This is a genomic window from Massilia sp. LjRoot122, from assembly GCF_964252725.1.
Taxonomy (GTDB): domain Bacteria; phylum Pseudomonadota; class Gammaproteobacteria; order Burkholderiales; family Burkholderiaceae_D; genus Telluria.
Window position 1 is genome coordinate 1,591,362 of the sequence record NZ_CAXUPB020000001.1, and the last position, 22,322, is coordinate 1,613,683.

The 22,322-nt window shown below is 63.6% G+C and carries 21 protein-coding genes; 14 read left to right on the forward strand and 7 right to left on the reverse strand.

From position 1 onward, the window contains the following. The first annotated feature begins 28 nt into the window (after positions 1-28). The 7 genes from ACSQ25_RS06940 to ACSQ25_RS06970 all read left to right on the forward strand — a co-directional run bounded on the left by ACSQ25_RS06940 (position 29) and on the right by ACSQ25_RS06970 (position 8,298). Positions 29-433, forward strand: a complete 405-nt coding sequence (locus ACSQ25_RS06940) for a hypothetical protein (RefSeq protein WP_436104977.1) — start codon at positions 29-31, stop codon at positions 431-433. 34 nt (positions 434-467) lie between these two features. Beyond that, complete coding sequence (locus tag ACSQ25_RS06945; protein ID WP_436104978.1) at positions 468-1,589, forward strand: M14 family metallopeptidase; 1,122 nt, start codon at positions 468-470, stop codon at positions 1,587-1,589. A 9-nt stretch (positions 1,590-1,598) separates the two neighbouring features. Beyond that, on the forward strand, positions 1,599-2,072 hold the full coding sequence (locus tag ACSQ25_RS06950) for a CYTH domain-containing protein (RefSeq protein WP_436104979.1): 474 nt from the start codon (positions 1,599-1,601) through the stop codon (positions 2,070-2,072). Further along, a complete protein-coding gene (locus ACSQ25_RS06955; protein WP_436104980.1) occupies positions 2,069-3,214 on the forward strand; it encodes a serine hydrolase domain-containing protein in 1,146 nt (381 codons plus the stop codon). The genes ACSQ25_RS06950 and ACSQ25_RS06955 overlap by 4 nt, the downstream gene beginning before the upstream one ends. A 259-nt stretch (positions 3,215-3,473) precedes the next feature. Continuing rightward, positions 3,474-5,147 carry a histidine kinase gene (locus ACSQ25_RS06960; RefSeq protein ID WP_436104981.1) on the forward strand — a complete coding sequence of 558 codons (1,674 nt, stop codon included), beginning with the start codon at positions 3,474-3,476 and terminating at the stop codon, positions 5,145-5,147. After that, positions 5,144-5,824, forward strand: coding sequence for a response regulator (locus ACSQ25_RS06965; protein WP_436104982.1), 681 nt, complete (start codon positions 5,144-5,146; stop codon positions 5,822-5,824). Before ACSQ25_RS06960 ends, ACSQ25_RS06965 begins: the two co-directional genes overlap by 4 nt. A 218-nt stretch (positions 5,825-6,042) precedes the next feature. Beyond that, positions 6,043-8,298 (forward strand): catecholate siderophore receptor Fiu, encoded by a 2,256-nt coding sequence (locus ACSQ25_RS06970; protein WP_436104983.1) that lies wholly within the window; start codon positions 6,043-6,045, stop codon positions 8,296-8,298. A 21-nt stretch (positions 8,299-8,319) separates the two neighbouring features. On the opposite strand, the gene ACSQ25_RS06975 is transcribed toward ACSQ25_RS06970, so the two are convergent. Further along, positions 8,320-9,033, reverse strand: a complete 714-nt coding sequence (locus ACSQ25_RS06975) for a prolyl oligopeptidase family serine peptidase (protein ID WP_436104984.1) — start codon at positions 9,031-9,033, stop codon at positions 8,320-8,322. A 55-nt stretch (positions 9,034-9,088) separates the two neighbouring features. Continuing rightward, a complete protein-coding gene (locus ACSQ25_RS06980) occupies positions 9,089-10,342 on the reverse strand; it encodes a DUF2863 family protein (RefSeq protein WP_436104985.1) in 1,254 nt (417 codons plus the stop codon). 194 nt (positions 10,343-10,536) lie between these two features. On the opposite strand from ACSQ25_RS06980, the gene ACSQ25_RS06985 reads away from it, so the two are divergent. Beyond that, a complete protein-coding gene (locus ACSQ25_RS06985) occupies positions 10,537-12,876 on the forward strand; it encodes a TonB-dependent receptor (protein WP_436104986.1) in 2,340 nt (779 codons plus the stop codon). An 86-nt stretch (positions 12,877-12,962) separates the two neighbouring features. Beyond that, positions 12,963-13,646 (forward strand): Fe2+-dependent dioxygenase, encoded by a 684-nt coding sequence (locus ACSQ25_RS06990; RefSeq protein WP_436104987.1) that lies wholly within the window; start codon positions 12,963-12,965, stop codon positions 13,644-13,646. 48 nt (positions 13,647-13,694) lie between these two features. Here ACSQ25_RS06990 and ACSQ25_RS06995 read toward each other — a convergent pair whose 3' ends face one another. Beyond that, positions 13,695-13,841: a lmo0937 family membrane protein gene (locus tag ACSQ25_RS06995; protein WP_436104988.1), complete on the reverse strand. Its 147-nt coding sequence runs from the start codon at positions 13,839-13,841 to the stop codon at positions 13,695-13,697. Positions 13,842-14,098: 257 nt separating this feature from the next. On the opposite strand from ACSQ25_RS06995, the gene ACSQ25_RS07000 reads away from it, so the two are divergent. From ACSQ25_RS07000 to ACSQ25_RS07020, 5 genes are all read left to right on the forward strand, one after another. Further along, positions 14,099-14,512, forward strand: a complete 414-nt coding sequence (locus tag ACSQ25_RS07000) for a hypothetical protein (RefSeq protein WP_436104989.1) — start codon at positions 14,099-14,101, stop codon at positions 14,510-14,512. A gap of 163 nt (positions 14,513-14,675) precedes the next feature. Next, complete coding sequence (locus tag ACSQ25_RS07005) at positions 14,676-14,960, forward strand: response regulator (protein WP_436108033.1); 285 nt, start codon at positions 14,676-14,678, stop codon at positions 14,958-14,960. A gap of 168 nt (positions 14,961-15,128) precedes the next feature. Then, positions 15,129-15,344: a hypothetical protein gene (locus ACSQ25_RS07010; protein WP_436104990.1), complete on the forward strand. Its 216-nt coding sequence runs from the start codon at positions 15,129-15,131 to the stop codon at positions 15,342-15,344. Between the two features lie 133 nt (positions 15,345-15,477). After that, on the forward strand, positions 15,478-16,125 hold the full coding sequence (locus ACSQ25_RS07015; protein ID WP_436104991.1) for an OmpA family protein: 648 nt from the start codon (positions 15,478-15,480) through the stop codon (positions 16,123-16,125). Positions 16,126-16,149: 24 nt separating this feature from the next. After that, entirely contained in the window at positions 16,150-16,596 is a 447-nt protein-coding gene (locus ACSQ25_RS07020; RefSeq protein ID WP_436104992.1) for a hypothetical protein, read from the forward strand. Between the two features lie 85 nt (positions 16,597-16,681). Here the strand turns inward: ACSQ25_RS07020 and acnA are convergent, their stop codons facing one another. The 4 genes from acnA to ACSQ25_RS07040 all read right to left on the reverse strand — a co-directional run bounded on the left by acnA (position 16,682) and on the right by ACSQ25_RS07040 (position 22,073). Continuing rightward, complete coding sequence (acnA, locus tag ACSQ25_RS07025) at positions 16,682-19,387, reverse strand: aconitate hydratase AcnA (RefSeq protein WP_436104993.1); 2,706 nt, start codon at positions 19,385-19,387, stop codon at positions 16,682-16,684. A 72-nt stretch (positions 19,388-19,459) separates the two neighbouring features. Next, the gene (locus ACSQ25_RS07030; RefSeq protein WP_436104994.1) at positions 19,460-20,002 is read right to left on the reverse strand and encodes a hypothetical protein; all 543 of its coding nucleotides are present in this window, start codon (positions 20,000-20,002) and stop codon (positions 19,460-19,462) included. Further along, positions 19,999-20,991 (reverse strand): HpcH/HpaI aldolase/citrate lyase family protein, encoded by a 993-nt coding sequence (locus tag ACSQ25_RS07035; protein WP_436104995.1) that lies wholly within the window; start codon positions 20,989-20,991, stop codon positions 19,999-20,001. Before ACSQ25_RS07035 ends, ACSQ25_RS07030 begins: the two co-directional genes overlap by 4 nt. 92 nt (positions 20,992-21,083) lie before the next feature. Beyond that, positions 21,084-22,073, reverse strand: coding sequence for a malate dehydrogenase (locus tag ACSQ25_RS07040; protein WP_436104996.1), 990 nt, complete (start codon positions 22,071-22,073; stop codon positions 21,084-21,086). Positions 22,074-22,322: the final 249 nt, after the last annotated feature.

Consider the following 22,322-nt stretch of genomic DNA (forward strand, 5'->3'; position numbering starts at 1 on the left):
TTTCAACCTTTTCCCTAGGAATATCGTCGTGAAACCTGCGGTTATTCGTGAAGTCAAGAGCATGGCCATGTCCTGCGATCGCGTCGGCAACCTGTTGCTGGTCAAGTTTGCCTGCAAGGGCGCAAGCGACGTGGGCATCTATGTGCCGGCGTCGATCGTGTTCTGGCTGCTCAAGCACCTGCCGGTCAACCGGGACCCGAACCTCATGGCGCCTCCGCCTGGCTCGCCGGTGACCCAGCAGGACTGGGACAATCCCTACACCCCGCGTGCCGAGTACGTGCAATGCAAGGAACTGCGCGGCCAGCTGCGCATGAACTTCGTCTCCAATGCCAAGGAAGACCTGACCGTGGTCCTGGACCGCAGCAACGTCGAGCTGATGCGCCAGATCATGATGATGTACACCAAGGACCTGATCGACCTCGACGCGCAGTAAGCGCGTTTCCGGAGCATTTCAAAAGGATTCCGCCATGCCCATCAAAATCAGCCAGACCTTCGACTCCGGCGCCATCGAGGTCGTTCGTGCCGACGGCCCCAAGGCGATCGACCTGAACCTGCGCAAGGATTCGCAGGCCGACATCCACCAGTGGTTCCACTTCCGCCTCCAGGGCGCGCGCGGCCAGGCCTGCACGATCCGCTTCCTGAACGCCGGCCAGGCCACCTACCCGAAAGGCTTCGAGGATTACCAGGTCGCAGCCAGCTACGACACCGAGAACTGGTTCCGCGTGCCGACCAGCTTCGACGGCCAGGTGATGACGGTCAACCACACGCCTGAACTGGACAGCATCTACTACGCCTATTTCGAGCCTTACACCTGGGAGCGCCACCTGCGCCTGCTGGGCGAAGTGGCCGAGAACCCGATCGCGCGCGTGCACGACATCGGCACCACGATCGACGGCCGCGACATGAACCTGGTGGTAATCGGCAACCCGCAGGCGGAAAAGAAGATCTGGGTGATCGCACGCCAGCATCCGGGCGAGACCATGGCCGAGTGGTTCGTCGAGGGCATGATGGATGCGCTGCTCGACAGCGCCAATCCGGTGGCGCGCAAGCTGCTGTCGCGCGCGGTGTTCTACATCGTGCCGAACATGAACCCGGACGGCTCGGTGCGCGGCAACCTGCGCACCAACGCGGCCGGCGCCAACCTCAACCGTGAATGGATGACGCCTTCGCTGGAGCGCAGCCCGGAAGTGCTGTGCGTGAAGAACAAGATCCACGAGACCGGAGTCGACATGTTCTTCGACATCCATGGCGACGAAGTGCTGCCGTATAACTTCGTGGCGGGCAACGAGATGCTGGAAGACTTCACGCCGGAGCGCCAGGCGCGCCAGAACGCCTTCGTCCAGCAGTACATGGCGGCCAGCCCGGACTTCCAGAACGTGCACGGCTACGCGGCCAGCAAGTACAACGAAGAACTGCTGACCCTGGCCTCGAAGTACATCGGCCATACCTTCAAATGCCTGTCGCTGACCCTGGAGATGCCATTCAAGGACAACGCCAACCTGCCTGACCAGCACACCGGCTGGAACGGTGCGCGCAGCGCGGCGCTGGGCGCGGCGATCCTGCAGCCGATCCTCCAGTCGCTCGACTGAGCACCAGCCATGGGCATCGAGATCGAGCGCAAGTTCCTACTCACCGGCGACGGCTGGCGCGCGCTCGGCGAGCCCGTGCTGCTGCGCCAGGGCTATCTGTGTTCCGACCCGGTGCGCACCGTGCGCGTGCGCATCGAGGGCGAGGCCGGCGTCCTCACCATCAAGAGCAAGAGCGTCGGTGCGACCCGCGGCGAATGGGAGTATCCGATTCCGCTGCAGGAAGCCCAGGAAATGCTCGACCGCTTGTGCGAGCGTCCCCTCGTCGAAAAATACCGGCGCCGTATCGCGTATGCGGGCTTCACCTGGGAAGTCGATGAATTCCTGGGCGAGAACGCCGGCCTGGTGGTGGCCGAGATCGAACTGCCGCTTGAGGACGCCGTGTTCGACAAGCCCGACTGGATCGGGCAGGAAGTCACCGGCGACAAGCGCTACTACAACTCCAGCCTGATCCGTTTTCCGTATTCCCAGTGGACCAATCAATGAACCATGTTTCACGTCGCAGCGTCCTGGCACTGTGCCTGGCCGCGCTGCTGCCGGCCGTCGCAGCCGCGGCCGCACCTGCTCCGTATTTCCCGCCCGCCGGCGAGTGGGCCCGCAAGTCGCCCGCCGAACTGGGCATGAACCCGGCAGCCCTGGCCGCCGCCGTGCAGTTCGCACAGTCGCGCGAGACCACGCGCGCGGTCGATTTCTCGGACCAGGAAACGACCTTCGGCAGCCGCCTGGGCTCGATGCCGACCACGCGCGCCCGTACCAACGGGCTGGTGATCTACAAGGGCTATGTGGTGGCCGAATTCGGCGACACGCAATTCGTCGATCCGACCTATTCGGTGGCCAAGAGCATGCTCGCTACCGTGGCGGGCGTGGCGGTGCGCGACGGCCGCATCGCGGTCGACGAAGCGGTCGGCAAGCGCGTGAGCGACGGCGGCTATGCCTCGCCGCGCAATGCCCAGGTCACCTGGAAGCAGCACCTGCAGCAGGAAACCGAGTGGGAAGGCAGCCTGTGGGGCAAGAACGCCGACTTCATCGGCAAGGAAGCCTTCGGCGCGGGCGAGCGCAAGCCGCGTGCGCTGCAGGCGCCGGGCAGCTTCTACGAGTACAACGACGTCCGCATCAACCGCTTCGCGCTGTCGCTGCTGCGCGTGTTCGACCAGGCCGTGCCGGAGGTGTTCCAGCAGCAGGTGATGGACCCGATCGGCGGCTCGAACAGCTGGAAGTGGGTTCCCTACCATAACAGCTACGTCGAACTGAATGGCAAGCAAGTGCCGTCCGTCAGCGGCGGGACGCGCTGGGGCGGCGGCATGTGGATCAACTCCTGGGACATGGCGCGCTTCGGCTACCTGTGGCTGCGCGGCGGGGCGTGGAAGGGCAAGCCGGTGCTGCCGCCGTCCTACGTCAAGGAAGCGCTCACGCCCAGCGCCCACGGTCCGGATTACGGCTACCTCTGGTGGCTGAACACCAAGGGCAAGAACCTGCCGGGCCTGCCCGCAAACGCCTACGCCGCGCTGGGCGCCGGCAGCAACACCATCCTCGTTTCGCCCGACCACGATCTCGTGATCGTCTGGCGCTGGCACGCCGGCAACGCTGCCGAGTTCGCCACCAAGGTCATCGCTTCCATCGGGAAGTAAGCCGTATCGACCCGTCGATGACGACGGGTCATTTCTTAAGCGCCATAACACACAGCGTGGGTCCGAAGAAAAACTGACTGCGTCCTTCGGCGGTATCAGCGCCGACCTGCCAATCGGACCGGTCCTGTAACAAGCTCACCTGGGCCGGTCCATGCGCGGAACTGGCCCGGTTAGCGGCATCCTTGTTATAAATAAAATAATTTCTTGATATTTACAGGGGCTCTCGGTAAATTGGTATTCCGGCAATGGGATACCAAAAATGACAATTTCATCGCGCTTCGCGCCATCTCAAGCGCTCGAAACCAGTACTTCGCTGGTCGCGGCCGCGCGCCTGGTCCTTGCCAGCATCGTTCTCGTTGCCTACCTGATCGACGTGCCCGGGAAGGTTTATTCGGTTCAGCTCACCCGCACAGCCATTGCCGCGTACGTCATCTTCAGTGTCGTCCAGTACCTCGTACCGCAGGCGCTCGACCGGCTGGTCAGGCGCCCGCGCCAGCACTGGGTCGATCTGGGCTGGTATGCCTTGCTGACTGCCGTGACCGACCCCGGCACCAGCGGCATCTTCATGTTTTTCCTGTTCGCCATCCTGTCTGCGTCGTTCAGGCATGGCACCGTCGCCGGTATCGAGATCACGCTGGGCAGCGTCTGCGCTTACCTCTGCATCGTGTCCATGCTGTCCTTCTGGTATCCCGTCATGGAATGGGCCGCTTTGATCCTGCGCAGCTTCTTCCTGACCAGTCTCGGATTGATGATTTCTTCCTGGGGCGGCAAGGAACGTTCCCTCAAGCGCAGGCTGGCTCTGCTGCGGGAAATCAATGCGCTGTCCAATCCTCGTTTCGGAATGGAACAGGCGCTGGTCGCGACCTTGACGAAGTTCCGTAGCTTCTTCGACGCCGACAGCTGCCTGGTGCTGCTGCACGAACCTGATCCCGACCGCTACGTCCTGCGCGAAGCGTCGCGCAGTGGCGTTCCCCCCGAGCTGCAGACCATACCGGCTTCGATGGCGCGCCTGCTCCAGCCTTTCGGCCGTGAACAGGCGGCCAGCTTTGGTCCCGGCGAATGGCGCCTGGGTGGCAGGCGCAATGAAACCAGGGTGTACGATGTGGAGCAGGGAAGCTGGCGCAGAGCACAGGAGAGTGCCGGCGCAGCCGTGGCGGAGGTCTTGAACACGAAGGCATTCGTCAGCATTCCTCTGCAAGCCGGAAGCGATTCGGGCCACTTATTCCTGTGTTCCCAGCGACGGCGTTTTCGTAACGACGAAGTGATTTTCCTGGCGCAGGCGGTCGAGCAGGCATTCCGGCTGATCGAGCATCTCCGTGTCCTCGATCACATGGCATCGGCAGCGGCCGCCGTCGAGCGCAAGCGTATCGTCACCGACCTGCATGACACCGCGATCCAGCCCTACATCGGCCTCAGGATGGGCCTGGAAGCGCTGCGCGCCCAGGCGGACAGGGACAATCCCCTGGCCGGCGCCATCGACCGGCTGGTGGCGATGACCGGCGCCGTGATCGGCGACCTGCGCAGCTATGTGCGCGACCTCGAGCAGCACCATGTGGCGCCCTCGAACGTGCTGTTCGCCAGCCTGCGGGAGCGGGCCCGGCGCTACGCCGAAGATATCGGCCTGCGCGTCGAGCTGGACCTCCCCGAGCAGTTGCAGCTCAGCGACCGGCTGGCGGCAGAAATTGTTCAGCTCGTTAATGAAGGCTTGAGCAACGTGAACAAGCATACGAATGCAGGCGAGTGCCGGATCCGATTGTCGCGCCAGCATCACGTTCTCTGCCTGGATATCAGCAATCCCTCGCCCGCAGACGGGGTGGCATCGAAAAGCTTCGTGCCGCGCTCCATCTCGGCGCGCGCCGCCGCCCTCGGGGGCACGGCCGACGTCCGCAACGACGCCGATGGCACCAGCGTCCAGGTATGTATCCCGCTATGACGACCAGGCCTGACCCGATCCGGGTGTTCCTCGTGGACGATCACCAGACCATCCTGTGGGGCTTGCAACAACTCGTCGCGAGCCGCCATCCCGACATGGCGGTGGCCGGCGTCGCCAGCCGTGCCGACGAAGCGCTGCGCCTGGCCTGCCTGCTGCAGCCTGACGTGGTGCTGCTCGACATGGACCTGGGTGACCATGACGGAGAGGAGCTCATCCCGCAACTGCAGGCTTGTTGCAAGGCCAACATTCTGGTTCTGACCGGCCTGCGCGACGAAGCGCGCACCGACCAGGCCGTGCTGTGCGGCGCGCGCGGCATCGTCAGCAAGGAAGCGTCAGCCGAGCTCGTGCTCAAGGCCATCGAGAGCGTGCATCGTGGAGAGCTGTGGCTCGACCGCCTGACCACGGCGCGTGTATTCCAGTGTCAGCGGGAACGCGAACAGCGGCAGACCGTGCAGAAAACCACGCTGGCTTTGCTGACGCCAAAGGAGGGCGAGATCGTGCGCAAGCTGGTCGAACACTCCGGACTCAACAACCGGGAGCTGGCCCAGCTGTTGTTCATGAGCGAGCACACTCTGCGCAACCATCTCTCCTCGATCTACCATAAGGTCGAGGTCGACAACCGGCTCAAGCTGTACGTCTATGCCGTGAAGAACGGGCTCGGAACACCCGCAGCCTGAAGCAGGCGGCAAACGGCTGGGCAGGCAGCCCTGCCTGATCCCACCTCGGAACAATTCCACTCCCAACAAGCTTGTCGGTCGCCAGCCCGGCAGGCGCAGATGCGCCTGTCCGACTCAGCGCGACATTTTTGAATGAGAATAGGAATGATTCTTGTTTACATTAAGGCGCGTCATCTTTACAATGTTTTGCATTGATAACCTGCCAAGGAAAGCTTCGTATGAAAACAATAACAAGCCGCAAACATCCTCAATCGCGCGTGATGGGCACTGCCCTGGCTGCCGTCCTGCTGCCGATGGCCGCCCATGCGAACGAGGCGAACAATGCGGCAATGGAGATCGCCCCCCGCTCGAAAGTCGAGGTCGTCGGCAAGGCCGAGAATGCATTCAAGGCCGAACACGCCTCGTCGCCGAAATATACCGAAAAGCTGATCGACACCGCACAGACGGTCCAGGTCATCAAGAAGGAACTGTTCGAACAGCAGGGCGCGCTGACCCTGACCGAAGCGCTGCGCAACACGCCGGGCGTGGGCGCCTTCTTCCTGGGCGAGAACGGCAATACGAATACCGGCGACGCGATCTTCATGCGCGGCTTCGACACCTCGGGCAGCATCTTCGTCGATGGCGTGCGCGACATCGGTTCGGTGTCGCGTGACGTCTTCAACCTCGAGCAGATCGATGTCCTCAAGGGACCGGCGGGTACCGATACCGGCCGCGGCTCGCCGACCGGTTCGGTCAACCTGGTCAGCAAGAAGGCGCACATGGGGCAGGCGGCTTCGGCCTCGCTGACGGGCGGCAGCGCCTCGCAGAAGCGCGTCACGGGCGACCTGAACACGGTCCTGAACGCCGAGCGCGGCATCGCGCTGCGCCTGAACGTGATGGCGCAGGATTCCGGCAATCCTGCCCGCGACGTGGTCAACAACAAGCGCTGGGCGGTGGCCCCGAGCCTCGGCTTCGGCCTGAACGGCCCGACCCGGGTGCACCTGGATTACCTGCACGTGGACCAGGACAACGTGCCGGACGGCGGCGTGTCGACCGTCGGCCTGCCGGGCTATACCAGCCCGGACCCGACCCGTCCCTTCATCAGTGGCGCGGCGCCGGTCGATCCGAAAAACTTCTATGGCTCGGAAAGCGACTACGACAAGGTCAAGGCCGACATGGCCACGGTGCGCATCGAGCACGAGTTCGCACCGACGCTGCGCCTGTCCAACGTCAGCCGCTACGGCCGCACCAAGCAGGATTACCTGTTGAGCTCCTGGCTGGCCAACGCGGCCAACCTGAAGACCCCGGTGGCCACCGACTCGTCCAGCTGGACCGTCGCGCGCAGCACCCGCACCGTCAAGGACCAGGAAAACAAGATCCTGACCAACCAGACCACGCTCACCGCCGACTTCGACACGGGCACGCTGCGCCACACCCTGGTCACCGGCCTGGAATTCGTGAACGAGACCCAGGTGACCTATGGCCGCACCGGCCTGGGCACCTTGCCGGCTGCCAACCTGTACCGTCCGAACCCGCGCGATCCGGTCAGCGGGATGACCATGGCCCGCACCGGCGCCTTCAACGAAGGCGACGTCGATACGCAAAGCCTGTACGCCTTCGACACCATCAAGTTCGGCGAGCGCTGGATCTTCAACGGCGGCGTGCGCGTGGACCGCTTCCGCGGCGACTACAACGTGGTCGCGCTGACCAACAACGTGCTGGTGCCGACCCGCTTCAGCGTCGGCCGTACCCTGGTCAACGGCAAGGCTTCGCTCCTGTACAAGCCCAGCACCAACAGCAGCGTGTACGCGATGGTAGCCAGTTCGAAGCAGCCGCCGGGCGCCAACCTCACCGTATCGGGCAATCTGAACAATGCCCAGAACCCGATCTACGATCCGCAAGCGACGCGGACCTATGAACTGGGCGGCAAGCTGGACCTGTTGCGCCAGAAGCTGGCGCTGTCGGCAGCCCTGTTCCGCACCGACGTGAAGAACGAAGTCGAGCAGGATCCGGTCGATCTCCAGTGGTACCAGACCGGCCACAAGCGGGTGCAGGGCATCGAGCTGGGCGCCACGGGTGCGCTGGCCAGCAACTGGCTGGTGAGCGCGGGCTACCTGTACATGGACACCAGCGTCGAAGCCGGCCGGATGATCACCGCAAACGGCGAGAACAGCCTGACCTACACGCCGAAGTCCTCGTTCACGCTGTGGACCTCGTACGACCTGACGCCGGACTTCAAGATCGGCGGCGGCGCCCGCTTCAGTGACGAACTCAAGCGCGGTACCGACGGTGCGATCGGCACGCCGAAATACACCGAGTCCTACTGGGTGTTCGACGCCATGGCCTCGTACCGCATCAGTCCGAACCTGGACCTGCGCCTGAACGTGTACAACCTCGCGGACGAGCGTTACGTCGCCAGCATCAACAAGAGCGGCTACCGCTACACGCCGGGCGCGCCGCGCTCGGCCAGCCTGACCGCCAACTTCCGCTTCTAAGCGCCAGTGCAGGCGCCGGCATCATTGCCGGCGCTGCTGCGCGAACCACTCGAACAGCCCGGCCTCGCCGTAGGCATGTACCCATGCCTCGACGTGGCCGGCTTCCGGCAGCACCGTGTACTTCACATTGCCGCCTTGCGCCTTGAGCGCTTCCACCATGCGTGCCGATTCCTGTTCCGGCACCGCGTCGTCCTTCAGGCCATGGAAGGCCCAGACCGGGATGTCCTTCAGGCGGCTGGCCAGGCGCGGGATGCCGCCGCCGCAGATCGGGGCGACCGCGGCAAAGTAGTCCGGGTAGCGCGACGCGAGATCCCAGGCGCCGTAGCCGCCCATGCTGATGCCGGTCAGGTAGACCCGCTTGGGGTCGACGTTGTAGCGCTTGAGGACGTCGTCGAGCATGGACTTGAGCAGGTAGGCATCCCACCACTGGCCGTCCGGGATCTGGGGCGAGACCACCATGAAGGGAAAGTCCGGGTCTTTCTCGACGATCGCCGGCGGGCCCCAGGCCTTGATCTTGTTCAGGTCGGTGCCGCGTTCGCCGGAGCCGTGCAGGAAGACGATCAGGGGAACCTTGTCGCCCTTGGCCGAGTACGACTTCGGCAGGAAGCTCAGGTAGTTGATCCTGGTTTTGATGCTGGTGCTGCGTGGCTGCTGCGGTGATTTGGCGGGAGCCGGTGCGGCGAGGGCGAGGCTGGCGGTGAAGAGGGCGAGGGTGGCGACGGCGAGGCGGAGCATCGGTGGCTTCTCCATGCAAGGCTAGGGTGGACGGCGACGCCGTCCACCCCGGGGATCAGTGGAAGTGCTCGGTGCCCGCCGGCGTATCTTCCGGCATCTCGGCATGCACCAGTTCGCCCGTCGGGTCGGCGAACAGCGGCGAGCCGCAGTCGTCGCAGTATTCGGCGACGTAGCGTTCGCTGATGCGCTTGATGTGGGCGACGCCGGCTTCGTTCAGGTGGGCGACGATCTCGTTGATCGGGGTCAGCGGGGCAGGGCCGACGGCGAAGGGACCTTCCATCGGCGTGCCGTTCTCGTCTTCCTGGCCGTACAGCGGCCACACGATGCCGTACATGACGTCGCTGTCCTGGCGCATCGTGAACGAAACCCGGTATTCGTCGATCTGGATGTCGGCCGATTCTTCGCCGAAGCCGGCGATCACGGCGCGCAGGTCCGTGGGCTCCACGCCCAGGGTGTGGGTCAGGTAGTGCACGGCGGCGCGGATCGAGATCGGGCGGATCAGTTTATCGGCTTCGCGGCAGGCCACGTAATAGGCTTCCGGCAGCAGCAGCTCGACCCCGCAGCCCGGCAGCAGGCGCGCGATGTTGGCCGTGCCCTGGGCACGCCACTGCTCCAGCGCGCGGTTGCGCTCCTCGGCGAAACCGATGTGGTGCTGCGGCTCCTGCCAGCGGAACATCGGCGCGCCCAGCGGCGCCACGATCGCCACCAGCAGGTAGCGGGTATCGGCCAGGAAGGGCGCGGTTTCTTCCACGCGCGCAGCCGGCTTGACCGTCCCGCCCTTGTGCGCGGCGGCGGCCAGCTTGTGGGTCAGGGCATAGGTTTCGGCATGGGTGCGCGGCAGCTGGTCGATCGAATACAGGGTCGGCGCCATCGCGATGCGCGTGCCTTCGGCCAGCAGGTGGGCCGAGAAGTGCGCTTGCAAGGTGCTCAGCATCTCGGCCGGGATATTGCCCGAAGCGATGTTAAAGCGGGTCCAGGCGAGCACCGGCGCGGCCACCAGCAAGGCCTGCCAGGTGATCTCGGCGCCGTCCTGCTGCTCGACCATGGTGGCCGATTCGCTCACCGCTTCGACCGCATCCATCAGCACATCGTAGGAGGCGAGGTCGTCCTTGAAAAGGGCGTTCAGCGCGGCGTCGATGCTGTCCTGGTGGTTGGTCTTGAGCAGCTTCTGCAGTTGCGTGTCCAGTTGGCGCTCCCAGGTCCGTTCCTCGACGCGGCTGGCGGCCTGCATGATGGCTTGCGCGATGCTGACGAGACGCTGGCTTTCGGCGGAGAGTTTAGGGGTTGAATCTTTGGAAGGACGACGCATGGCGCTAGGGGTCTCTCTTTGCAAATGATAGTGAAGGTCATGATAAACCCATATCCTCGGTATTGTAGTTGATTCGGCCACATGCCACGAACACGGGCTGGACTTGCAAAAAACCTCAATCGAAACCATAATGCGAATCGTTCTCATTAAAATTCACGATTTCGCACCGCCGGACTCGCCCACCTAAGAAGAAAATGACCCCGATCACCCCGCAAGCAGGCAGCAGCTTCATCAAGAGCAAGAAACACTCCCGTCCTTCCGCACCGAGCCTGTCGGCCCCGGCCCTGGCCGTGCTGGCCACGCTCGCGATGCCGCTGGCCCATGCGAACGGCGCCCTGGACGCCCCGGAACTGGCTGAAGGCGCCGCGCTGCCGAAGGTGCTCGTGACCGGCGGCGCCGACCGCGCCGTGCAGGGTCCGGTGAAGGCAAGCTCCGACAAGTTCACCGCGCCGCTGCTCGACACGCCGAAATCGGTCACCGTCGTGACTTCGGAAACCATCTCGCAGACCGGCGCCGTGTCGCTGACCGATGCGCTGCGCACCGTGCCGGGCATCACCATCGGCGCTTCCGAAGGCGGCAACCCGGTGGGCGACAACCTGTTCATCCGCGGCTACAACGCCCAGACCGACACCTACATCGACGGCGTGCGCGATTCCGGCTCGCAGTCGCGCGAGATCTTCGCGATCGAGCAGGTCGAAGTGGTCAAGGGTCCGAATTCGGCGCTGGGCGGCCGTTCCTCGGCCGGCGGCGGCATCAACATCGTCACCAAGACGGCCAGGGACAGCAACTTCAGCAACGCCACGGCCGGCCTGGGTACCGACAAGTATGCCCGCGGCACCGTCGACCTCAACCGCGTCGTCGGCGCCGACACCGCCTTCCGTTTCAATGCGATGGTCCACAACAACGACATCGCCGGCCGCGACGTGGTGGGCGGCGAGCGCTGGGGCATCGCGCCGACCGTGACCTTCGGTCTGAACGGCCCGACCCGCGCGACCCTGAGCTTCTACCACCTGGAGAGCAGCGAGATCCCGGATACCGGCATCCCCTTCAACAACCCGATCACCAGCGGCCCCGACATGGCGAAGAACGGCGGCGGCACCCCGTTCACCGTGGACCGCGAAGCCTTCTACGGCCTCAAGAACCGCGACTTCCGCGACACCCAGACCGATGTCGCCACCGTCGACCTGCGCCATGAGTTGAATGCGAACCTGGCGATCCGCAACGTAAGCCGCTGGGGCAAGACCGGCCAGGATTACATCTACACCCAGCCGGACGATTCGAAGGGCAACACCGTCCGCTACGGCACCGTCTGGCGCCGCGCCAATACCCGCGTGGTCGACACCAGGACCCTGGCCAATGCGACCAGCCTGACCGGCAGCCTGAGCACCGCCGGCATCAAGCACAGCTTCAACGTGGGCGTCGAGTTCTCGCGCGAGGACACCGAGCGCGGCAGCTTCGTGTTCACCCCGGGCACCAACAACCCGCTGACCGGTACCTTTACCTGCCCGACCGCCGGCGCCGCCACCCTGTACAACTGCACTACCCTGGTCAACCCGAACCCCTACGATCCGTGGGTGTACACCCGGGCCCAGTCGCCGACCCTGACCACGGTCGAGACCCGCACCCGCGCCGTGTACGGCTTCGACACCATCGAATTCAGCCCGCAGTGGCTGCTGAACATCGGCGCGCGCTGGGACGACTTCTCGAGCACGCTGCTCACCCCGGCGGTCGGCAGCACCGCGGCCGTCCGTGCCCGCGTCGAATCGAACTTCGACACCTACCAGGCCGGCCTGGTGTACAAGCCGAAGGCGAACGGCAGCATCTACGTATCGTGGGCGACTTCGGCGACCCCGCCGGGCAACGACGGCGGCGACGGCCTGGACGCGCTGAGCGTGGCGGTCCAGAACCTGCAGCCGCAGACCAGCCGCAGCCTCGAGCTGGGCACCAAGTGGGAAGTGCTGCCGGGCGGCCGCCTGTCGGTCAGCGCCGCGGTCTTCAAGAGCGACATGGACAACGCCCGCGTCACCGCTCCGGACGGCACGACCCAGAACGTCGGCCGCAAGGAAATGAAGGGCGTCGAACTGGGCCTGTCCGGCCGCATCACCAATGCCTGGACCGTGTTCGGCGGCTACACCTACCTGGATGGCGTCATCGCCGACAACGGCTTCGTGAACACCGGCACCCCGTCGGCGCCGCGCTGGACCCCGTCGCCGTTCAACGGCAATGCCTTCCCGACCACGCCGAAGCACAGCGCCTCGCTGTGGACGACCTACGCCGTCAACAAGGCCTTCACGATCGGCGGCGGCGCCAACTTCGTGGATCGCCAGTTCGCCAACGTGAACAACACCAAGTACTCGCCTTCGTACACCCGCTTCGACGCGATGGCGAGCTACACGCTGAACCCGAGCGTGTCCTTCCAGCTGAACATCCAGAACCTGACGGACAAGCTGTACTTCGACCGCGTCTCGTCGCCGCACTATGCGGGCGTGGGCGCAGGCCGTTCGGCCAGCTTGACTGCCAACCTCAAGTTCTGATCGTCGCGTACCACCCCCTCCGGGCGACCGGATTCGCCCTCCTGATATGATCCGGAGGGCTTTTTTCTTTCAAGAGGATCGACATCATGATGCTGCACATCCCGGGCGTGCTGACGCGCGAGCAGGTCGCCACCATCCGCGCCCGCATGGAGGCTGCGCCGGAATGGGTGGATGGACGCGAGAGCGTCGGTTCGCAGGGCGCCCAGGTCAAGCGCAACCGCCAGCTCAAGGAAGGCTCGCCCTTGGCGGTGGAGCTGGGGCAGGTGGTGAGTGCGGCGCTGATGAACAATCCGCTGTTCTTCTCGAGCGTACTGCCCTTGCGCATCCTGGCGCCTTACTTCAATGCCTACGGCGGGGGAGAGCACTATGGCCTGCACGTGGACGGGGCGGTGCGGGCCCAGCGCGGCGGGCTGCCGCCGGTGCGGGCGGATGTGTCGACCACTGTTTTCTTGAGCGACCCGGAGGATTACGACGGCGGCGAGCTGGTGGTGGTGGATGCCTACGGCACCCATGAGGTGAAGCTGCCGGCAGGGGATGCGATCGTGTATCCGTCCGGGAGCGTGCACCAGGTGCTGCCGGTGACGCGCGGGGAGCGGGTAGCGTCCTTCCTGTGGACCCAGAGCATGGTGCGCGACGACGGGAAGCGCAGCATGCTGTTCGAGCTGGATACGAATATCCAGAAGATCCGGGCGGCGCACGGGGAGAGCGAGGCGACCGTGGGGATCACGGGGCATTATCACAACCTGCTCCGGATGTGGGCGGAGATGTGAAAAAGCCGGACCCCGAAGGATCCGGCTTGTCTTTCACGATGCGCTCTGTCAGAGCACTTTTCTGCCGGTGAACAGGCGAATCAGGATGACGACGGCGGCGATGACGAGAAGAATGTGGATCAGTCCGCCGCCCACCGAAGTGACCATGCCGAGCAGCCACAGGACGAGCAGTACGATTGCAATGGTATAGAGCATGTTGGCCTCCGCTGGATGAGGGGGCAGACCCGTCTTGCTGTCTGCTTTCCCGATAAGCCATCATCCGCCTCGGCGCGCATTTGCTCGGTGCGCGGCCGTACAGAGCGCTTGTTTTCTTGATAATTTCTTCAGTATACTGATAGTCAATCAGAAATAGCTTCCAAGTGTCTAGGAAATTTCAAAAATTGCATTTAATATGCTCCATATTCTGTAGCGTAATCGATATCTTCTAAAAACGGTGTGCCTGGGAGAGTGGCATGAAGTACGCATTGGTTCTGGAACGTAGCTCGGAGACCTGCAACGCTACTTCGACCGTCCTGGCATCGTTAGGCTATCTCATCACGCCTGTATTCAGTCCGAAGAAAGCCTTGCACGCTGCGCATATGATCCAGTTCGACGTGATCGTCACCTGGACAAGCAGCATTCCCGGTGACAGGCGTTCCCTGACGGGCGAACTGGCGCGCTGCTCGCCCGACGCAGCAGTCATCCTCCTGGCTGATCCCCAAAGTGGAATTATCGACGGCAATCTCGACGGTGTCAGTGCAATCCTGTACCGGCCTTTCAAGGCGAGTGATGTGGAAGCGATTGTCGAGGGTAGATTCGATCCTCCGGCGCTGCAGCCGCCGCCACTGCGTTCGGTCGAGGAAAGGCGTAGAAGAGCCGTCGATTAGCTTCAAGCTGCCGTCCTGGATTTTGGAAAATCCGTCATGTTCAGATCGTATAACCGTGAGGCGCATCATGCAGACTGGCTCAACCGACTCTGATGGCATCGCCGTGCGGAAGCTTGTTCTCGTAGACGATGAAGTTGATGGAGCAGATTTCGCGGCTGCCCTGTTGAGATCGCATGGCCTGCAGGTCCTTGTCGTTCATTCCGCAACTGAAGCGCTACAAGTTCTTCAGGACGACAAAGAAATCGACGCTGTGTTGACTGACGTCATGATGCCTGGCATGAGCGGACTGCAACTAGCATCCAGCATTCGAGAGAAGTATCCAGCGCTTAAGATTGTGTTGATGTCAGGGTACGTGTTACCTGACTTGCTTACAGCTCAGGAACCCCCTTACTTATTCGCCACCAAACCGTACAGAATCGATACGATTCTTGAGTTGCTACGCAGTTAGCTGCTTGGCGTTCGCCCAAGTCAGATTGCGTACTCATGAAGGCGTATGATCGCTCCATAGGCAGCTAATTCGATCTATTGCTTAAGGAGAACAGCTATGCGCGTACTAATGTTGACGGCAGCAAGCGCTCTTTGCTTGCTGGGATGTGCGACCCCGCAGGAGCGGGCAATGAAACAACAAGCCGAGATGGAGCGCATGATGGCCGAGTACGGACCGGCGTGCTCCCAGCTGGGCTATGCGATGAACTCGGATCCCTGGCGGGACTGCGTTCTCCAGTCGGCCGCGAAGGACGGCCGCAGCGGCGTATCGACCTCCATCTTCGGCGGCTGGGGCAGTGGAGGGCGCGGCTCCGGCATCGGTATTGGTATCGGAATAGGACGCTAGCGCGATCACCGTAAAACAAAAGGCCGGAACCCTCACAGGTTCCGGCCTTTCCATTTAGAACGGAACGGCGGCGTTTTCACATGTGGGGTAAAAAGGGTCCTCGAAACTTCCAATCAAAAAAAGGAGAATGTTCATGGCAAATCCGGACCATCAGAACGACGGCGCACCACCAAGGAACGTTCACATCGGCCCAGCCTCGAAGAAAAAGTGGCTGCCCTGGCTGCTCCTCGCGCTTGCGCTGCTCGCCCTCATGCTCGGGCTCAGGAGCTGCAGGGACAGGGACGAGATACCGGTAGTGGCTACCGCGCCAGTTGCACCGGTACCGGACACTGCACCGGTCGTGCCGGCTCCGGTCCCTGCGCCGGCCGCCGAGACCGCCGCGGTCCTGCCCGGATTGTCGTCTGTGGGCGGCTATCTTGCCGGAACCGAAGCACTGCCCCGCACCTTCGTGTTTGAAAAGCTGAATTTCGATACTGCCAAGAGCGAGATCCGTGCGGCGGATCGTGAGGAGCTGAACACGCTGGCGGGCGTCATGAAGCAGTATCCGAACTCGCGCATCCGCATCGTCGGTTATGCCGATGCGCGTGGCACCGCTCCTGCCAACGCCACGCTCGGCAAGGACCGCGCCGAGAGCGTGAAGGCGGCGCTCGTGGCGCAAGGCATTGCCGCCGAGCGTCTTGAAACGGCTTCGGGCGGCGAGACCGACCCCGTCGATACCAATGCGACCGCGAGCGGCCAGTTCGAGAACCGTCGCGCCGAGCTGGTCGTCCTCCAGCGCTAGTCGCCTTCTTTGAAAAGGAATCCCATGTCACGTACTCTTACTGCATTGTTCGACACGCGTGCCGACGCCGAGGCCGGCCGCCAGCGACTGATTCACGCCAATGTCGATGCCGATAACATCAAGATCCACGACAAGTCCTCCATCGGCGAAACCGGCTATTCGTCGCGCGAGGAACCCGGCATGTGGGCGTCGATCAAGAACGCCTTCCTGCCCGATGAAGATCGCCATGTCTACGAAGAAGGCGTGCGTCGCGGCGGCTTCCTGCTCACCGCCGATATCGATAGCGACGATTCCGGCGAAGCGATCCGGGCACTCGAAGACGTCAGCCTCAACAGCATCGATGTCGACGAGCGCGCTTCCCAGTGGAAGTCACAAGGCTGGAACCCGCCGTCGGCCGGAACCGCGGCAGGCTCCGCAGGGGAGCGTGGCCTGCGGGTGCGCTCTTACGGCGCCGACAAGCCTGGTGCCTGAGTAGTCAGGATGAAAAAAGGGCTGGAACCCTTGCAGGTTCCAGCCCTTTTTGTTGCCCCTCGGGCGAGCCGAGGAGGTGTCTGGATTACGCAGCCAGCAGCTGGCGCAGCACGAACGGCAGGATGCCGCCATGCTTGTAGTAGTCGACTTCGATCGGGGTGTCGATACGCAGCAGCACTTGGACTTCCTGCGATTCGCCGCCTTCGCGGTGGATCACCAGGGTAGCCAGTTGTTGCGGCTTGATCTCGCCTTCCAGGCCCTTCAGGTCGAAGGTTTCCTTGCCGGTGATGCCCAGGCTTTCAACGCTGTCGTTGCCGATGAACTGCAGCGGCAGCACGCCCATGCCCACCAGGTTCGAGCGGTGGATACGCTCGTACGAACGCACGACCACGGCCTTCACGCCCAGCAGCTGGGTGCCCTTGGCGGCCCAGTCGCGCGAGGAGCCGGTGCCGTACTCTTCACCGCCGAAGATCATGGTCGGGGTGCCTTCCGCCACGTACTTCATTGCCGCGTCGTAGATCGACAGCTGTTCGCCCGACGGCTGGTGGATGGTGATGCCGCCTTCGACTGCCGAACCGTCCGCCTTGGCCGGGATCATCTTGTTCTTGATGCGCACGTTGGCGAAGGTGCCGCGCATCATGATCTCGTGGTTGCCGCGGCGCGAGCCGTAGGAGTTGAAGTCGGCCTTCAGGACGCCATGGTCCTTCAGCCACTTGCCTGCCGGGCCGTCTTCCTTGATCGAACCCGCCGGCGAGATGTGGTCGGTGGTGATCGAATCGCCGAACACGCCCAGTGCGCGCGCGCCCTGGATGCCGGTTGCAGCGGCTTTCGGGGTCATCTCGAAGTCGGCGAAGAACGGCGGCTCGGCGATGTAGGTCGACTCAGGCCAGTTGTACACTTGACCTTCGGTCGAGGACACGCGCTCCCACAGTTCGCCCGGGTTGCCCTTGACGTCGGCGTAGTTCTTGCGGAAGACCTCCGAGTTCATCGCGAAGCGCATCAGTTCGCCCACTTCCTGCGAAGTCGGCCAGACATCGCCCAGGTAGACGTCGACGCCGTTCTGGTCCTTGCCCAGCGGCTCGCTCATCAGGTCCTTGGTCATGTTGCCGGCGATTGCATAGGCGACGACCAGCGGCGGCGATGCCAGGAAGTTCGAACGGATGTTCGGGTGGATACGCGCTTCGAAGTTACGGTTGCCCGACAGGACGGCCGACGCGACGATGTCGTTCTCGGTGATCGCGGCGTTCAGCTCCGGGGTCAGGTCGCCGGCGTTGCCGATGCAGGTGGTGCAGCCGTAGGCGGTCACGCCGAAGCCCAGCTTGTCCAGGTAAGGCAGCAGGCCGGCGGCGGTCAGGTATTCGGTGACCACGCGCGAGCCAGGGGCCAGCGAGGACTTGATGTGCGGAGCGACGGTCAGGCCGCGCTCGACCGCCTTCTTGGCCAGCAGGCCGGCGGCCAGCAGCACGCTCGGGTTCGAGGTGTTGGTGCACGAGGTGATCGCGGCGATCAGGACGTCGCCGTTCTTCACGCGCACGCCGTTGGTGGTCTCGTAGACCTTGTGCAGTTCGTCCGGCGACTTGTTGAAGCCGTTCTGGGTGGTCGGCTTGCTGAACAGGTCGGTGAAGGTGTTCTTCACCGAGCCCAGTTCGATACGGTCCTGCGGGCGCTTCGGGCCTGCCAGCGACGGGGTCACGGTCGACAGGTCGAGGTGCAGCACGCGGGTGTAGTCGATCTCGCCGGCCTGCGGCACGCCGAACATGCCCTGGGCCTTGTAGTAGTTCTCGAAGGCTGCCAGTTCTTCTTCGGTACGGCCGGTGCCGCGGAAGTAGTCGACGGTCGCTTCGTCCACCGGGAAGAAGCCCATGGTCGCGCCGTATTCCGGGGCCATGTTGGCGATGGTGGCGCGGTCGGTGGTCGACAGCGAGCGGGTGCCTTCGCCGAAGAACTCGACGAACTTGCCCACGACTTTTTCACGGCGCAGCATTTCGGTGATGGTCAGCACTAGGTCGGTCGCGGTGCAGCCTTCGCGCAGCTTGCCGGTCAGGTTGACGCCGATGACGTCCGGGGTCAGGAAGTAGACCGGCTGGCCCAGCATGCCGGCTTCCGCCTCGATGCCGCCCACGCCCCAGCCCACCACGCCGACGCCGTTGATCATGGTGGTGTGCGAGTCGGTGCCCACCAGGGTGTCCGGGTAGTACACGTCACCTTGCTTCATGACGCCGCGCGCCAGGTATTCCAGGTTGACCTGGTGGACGATGCCGAAGCCCGGCGGCACGACGCCGAAGGTGTCGAAGGCCTGCATGCCCCACTTCATGAACTGGTAGCGCTCGTTGTTACGCTGGAATTCCAGCTTCATGTTCAGGTCCAGCGCGCCCGGCTCGCGGAAGTGGTCGATGGTGACCGAGTGGTCGACCACCAGGTCGACCGGCACCAGCGGCTCGATCTTCTTCGGATCGGCGCCGGTCTTGGCGGCGACGTTGCGCATCGCGGCCAGGTCGGCCAGCAGCGGCACGCCGGTGAAGTCCTGCAGCACGACGCGGGCCACGACGAACGGAATCTCGTCGGTGCGGTCGGCGGTGGCGCCCCAGTTGGCGAGCTGCTTGATGTGCTCTTCGGTGACCTTCTTGCCGTCGCAGTTGCGCAGGACGGACTCGAGGACGATACGGATCGACACCGGCAGGCGCGACAGGTTCACACCGAGGGCTTCACCCAGGGCTGGCAGCGAGTAGTACTGGCCAGTGCCGCCGGCAACAGGGAATTCCTTCAGAGTGTTCAGGGTGTTGTGAGACATTATCTCTCCTTCAGTGGGATATTGTTATTTCAATACCAAAACAATGAGCCGATCCAGGGCGTGTGCCGCGGATCAGCTTTTCTTTTCCTCGGGCAGTGCCGCAACGATCGGCGCCGCCTGCTGGGCGTTCTTGCATTCATTGGCCAGCTGGCGGTTCAGCTTCGAATCCAGCAGGATGCCCTTGGCCGGGATGCCGATCCAGATCAGCCCCCAGTGCGGGTTCTCGAAGCGCAACGCGCCGGTGGTGGTGCCCACGCGGCTCAGGCGGTGCAGGCGCTTCTTCCAGCGCAGGGCGATGTGGGCGCCGTCGTTTTCGTTCGTGTAGATCGTGATCTTGTTGCCAAGTTCACAAGCGTACTCGGTGACGACCGTGTCGGTGATATCCGGCTCATCGACGACATCGGCGCCGTAGGCCGGAGCGGCGACTGCGGCAGCGGCAGCGGCAGTGGCAGTGGCGGCTGCAGCCTTTTTCGACTTCGCCTTCGGCTTGGCCTTGGCCTTCAGGACTGCTTCGGCCTTCGGGTGTTTTTCGGGTGCTGCCTGGAGCGGCGCGCAGATGCCGGCGGCCGCCAGCGCAAAGGCGCAGGCGGTAAGGAATCGGGGGAGGAGGGTCATGGGTTGGAATCCGCTTGGTTGACGATCGCCGCAGCGGCTTCCGGCAGCGCAAGGCCGGCCAGCTTCGCGCGCTGCAGAACGGTCCAATAATATCGGTAGCTTGCGCGGTCGTGCAAGCGGCCGTGTTGGGCGATCGGTCCCCAGCCGGCGTTCATGGCCTCGGTCAGGATGTTGGTGGCTTCGTTCACTTCGGACAGGCGCGGCGTGAAGGCTTTCAGGATCGGCTTGATCTGGTCCGGGTGGATGCTCCACATGCGGGTGAAGCCGAATTCGCCGCCGGCGCGCTGGGCGTCGTTGGCCACCACGGCGCTGTCCTTGATGTCGGTGGTGACGTTGTGCGAGGGCACCTTGCCGTGTGCGTGGCAGGCCGCGACCATCTCGAGCTTGGCGCGCACTACCAGCGGGTGCGTGAACTGGCCCGGGGTGCGCATCGCGCTGGCCGGCACCGCGCCGTAGTGGGCGGAGACGAAGTCCATGATGCCGAAGGACAGGCACTCGACCTGGGGCAGGGCGGCGATGTCGTAGGCTTCGCGCAGGGCGCAGTGGGTCTCGATCAGCACGTGCACCGGCAGATCGTTACGACCGGCCCTGACGGCGTGTTCGTTGATCAGGTCGATGGCGCGGATGGTTTCAGCGGCGCTCTCGACTTTCGGCAGCACGACATAGGCCAGGCGCTCGGCGGCGCTGCCGACGATGGTGGCGACGTCGTTGGCGAAGTACTCGCTGCCGGTGTCGTGCACGCGCACGCCGATGCGGTTGAAGCGGTTGTCGTCACTGTTGACCAGGCTCGCCACCAGGGTGGCATGCGCGGCTTCAGCGCCTGCAACGGCGCCGTCCTCGCAGTCGAAGGTGATGTCGAATACGGGCCCAAGCTCTTGTTGCAGGGCCATCGATTTGCGCATCAGCTTCTCCGAGCCGGCGTAGTGATCGCAGGCGGGGAGGAGGAGCGGCTGGCGTTTGCCCTGGAATAAAACCTCGGAAGGATGCATGGTATGTCTTGAAACGATTCGGCCATGCCGCAACAAACACGGCATGGCGCGGTTAGCGCGGCCGCCAATGCGGACCGCGCCGGGTGTGAAGCTTAGGCCAGCAGATGAGCGACGCCGGCTTTCTCTTCTTCGAGCTCTTTCAGCGTCAGGTTGATGCGCTCGCGCGAGAACTCGTCGATTTCCAGGCCCTGGACGATGGTGTACTCGCCGTTCTCGGTGGTCACCGGGAAGCCGAACATGGTACCTTCCGGGATGCCGTACGAACCGTCCGACGGGATGCCCATGGTGGTCCACTTGCCGTTGGTGCCCAGCACCCAGTCACGCACGTGGTCGATCGCTGCGTTGGCGGCCGACGCTGCCGACGAGGCACCGCGTGCCTCGATGATGGCGGCGCCGCGCTTGCCGACGGTCGGCAGGAAGGTGTCGCGGTTCCAGACGTCGTCGTTGATCGCGTCCTTGACCGACTGGCCGTCGATGGTGGCGAAGCGGTAGTCGGCGTACATGGTCGGCGAGTGGTTGCCCCACACGGCCATCTTCTCGATCGCACCGACCGGCTTGTTCAGCTTGGCGGCGACTTGCGACAGGGCGCGGTTGTGGTCCAGGCGCAGCATGGCGGTGAAGTTCTTGGCCGGCAGGTTCGGGGCCGACTTCATGGCGATGTAGGCGTTGGTGTTGGCCGGGTTGCCGACCACCAGGACCTTGACGTTACGCGAAGCGACGGCATCCAGCGCCTTGCCCTGCACGGTGAAGATCTGGGCGTTGGCTTCCAGCAGGTCCTTGCGCTCCATGCCCGGGCCGCGCGGACGGGCGCCGACCAGCAGGGCCACGTCGGCATCCTTGAAGGCGGTCATCGGATCGCTGTGGGCGGTCATGCCGGCCAGCAACGGGAATGCGCAGTCGTCGATTTCCATCATGACGCCCTTGAGCGCTTTCTGTGCCTTCTCGTTGTCGATCTCGAGCAGCTGCAGGATGACCGGCTGGTCCTTGCCCAGCATGTCGCCGTTGGCGATGCGGAACAGCAGGGAATAGCCGATCTGGCCGGCCGCGCCGGTGACGGCGACGCGCATTGGGGTTTTAGCCATGATGAATCTCCAAAGTGGGGAAAAAAACTGTCGAGCCGAAGCTGCTTATTGGGGAAAACTGCAATGATACCAAAAGCAGCACGTGTCAATTGGATATCGCGCGCGTATGAGAGATAGGCACGGAGGTCCAAGCCGACCGCGAGTTTATGCCTCGACTGTTCTATCTGTCAATTCATATCATATGTCTTATATAAGACACATGTCTTGGCGGTCATATACTGGACTTAGGTAGGGGTTTTGTGGTGAAAT

Excerpts from the sequence above, each read along its gene's own strand:
- ACSQ25_RS06945 (WP_436104978.1), top strand. The coding sequence starts at position 468 with ATGCCCATCAAAATCAGCCAGACCTTCGACTCCGGCGCCATCGAGGTC.
- ACSQ25_RS06950 (WP_436104979.1), top strand. The coding sequence starts at position 1,599 with ATGGGCATCGAGATCGAGCGCAAGTTCCTACTCACCGGCGACGGCTGG.
- ACSQ25_RS06955 (WP_436104980.1), top strand. The coding sequence starts at position 2,069 with ATGAACCATGTTTCACGTCGCAGCGTCCTGGCACTGTGCCTGGCCGCG.
- ACSQ25_RS06960 (WP_436104981.1), top strand. The coding sequence starts at position 3,474 with ATGACAATTTCATCGCGCTTCGCGCCATCTCAAGCGCTCGAAACCAGT.
- ACSQ25_RS06965 (WP_436104982.1), top strand. The coding sequence starts at position 5,144 with ATGACGACCAGGCCTGACCCGATCCGGGTGTTCCTCGTGGACGATCAC.
- ACSQ25_RS06970 (WP_436104983.1), top strand. The coding sequence starts at position 6,043 with ATGAAAACAATAACAAGCCGCAAACATCCTCAATCGCGCGTGATGGGC.
- ACSQ25_RS06975 (WP_436104984.1), bottom strand. The coding sequence starts at position 9,033 with ATGCTCCGCCTCGCCGTCGCCACCCTCGCCCTCTTCACCGCCAGCCTC.
- ACSQ25_RS06980 (WP_436104985.1), bottom strand. The coding sequence starts at position 10,342 with ATGCGTCGTCCTTCCAAAGATTCAACCCCTAAACTCTCCGCCGAAAGC.
- ACSQ25_RS06985 (WP_436104986.1), top strand. The coding sequence starts at position 10,537 with ATGACCCCGATCACCCCGCAAGCAGGCAGCAGCTTCATCAAGAGCAAG.
- ACSQ25_RS06990 (WP_436104987.1), top strand. The coding sequence starts at position 12,963 with ATGATGCTGCACATCCCGGGCGTGCTGACGCGCGAGCAGGTCGCCACC.
- ACSQ25_RS06995 (WP_436104988.1), bottom strand. The coding sequence starts at position 13,841 with ATGCTCTATACCATTGCAATCGTACTGCTCGTCCTGTGGCTGCTCGGC.
- ACSQ25_RS07000 (WP_436104989.1), top strand. The coding sequence starts at position 14,099 with ATGAAGTACGCATTGGTTCTGGAACGTAGCTCGGAGACCTGCAACGCT.
- ACSQ25_RS07010 (WP_436104990.1), top strand. The coding sequence starts at position 15,129 with ATGAAACAACAAGCCGAGATGGAGCGCATGATGGCCGAGTACGGACCG.
- ACSQ25_RS07015 (WP_436104991.1), top strand. The coding sequence starts at position 15,478 with ATGGCAAATCCGGACCATCAGAACGACGGCGCACCACCAAGGAACGTT.
- ACSQ25_RS07020 (WP_436104992.1), top strand. The coding sequence starts at position 16,150 with ATGTCACGTACTCTTACTGCATTGTTCGACACGCGTGCCGACGCCGAG.
- acnA (WP_436104993.1), bottom strand. The coding sequence starts at position 19,387 with ATGTCTCACAACACCCTGAACACTCTGAAGGAATTCCCTGTTGCCGGC.
- ACSQ25_RS07030 (WP_436104994.1), bottom strand. The coding sequence starts at position 20,002 with ATGACCCTCCTCCCCCGATTCCTTACCGCCTGCGCCTTTGCGCTGGCG.
- ACSQ25_RS07035 (WP_436104995.1), bottom strand. The coding sequence starts at position 20,991 with ATGCATCCTTCCGAGGTTTTATTCCAGGGCAAACGCCAGCCGCTCCTC.
- ACSQ25_RS07040 (WP_436104996.1), bottom strand. The coding sequence starts at position 22,073 with ATGGCTAAAACCCCAATGCGCGTCGCCGTCACCGGCGCGGCCGGCCAG.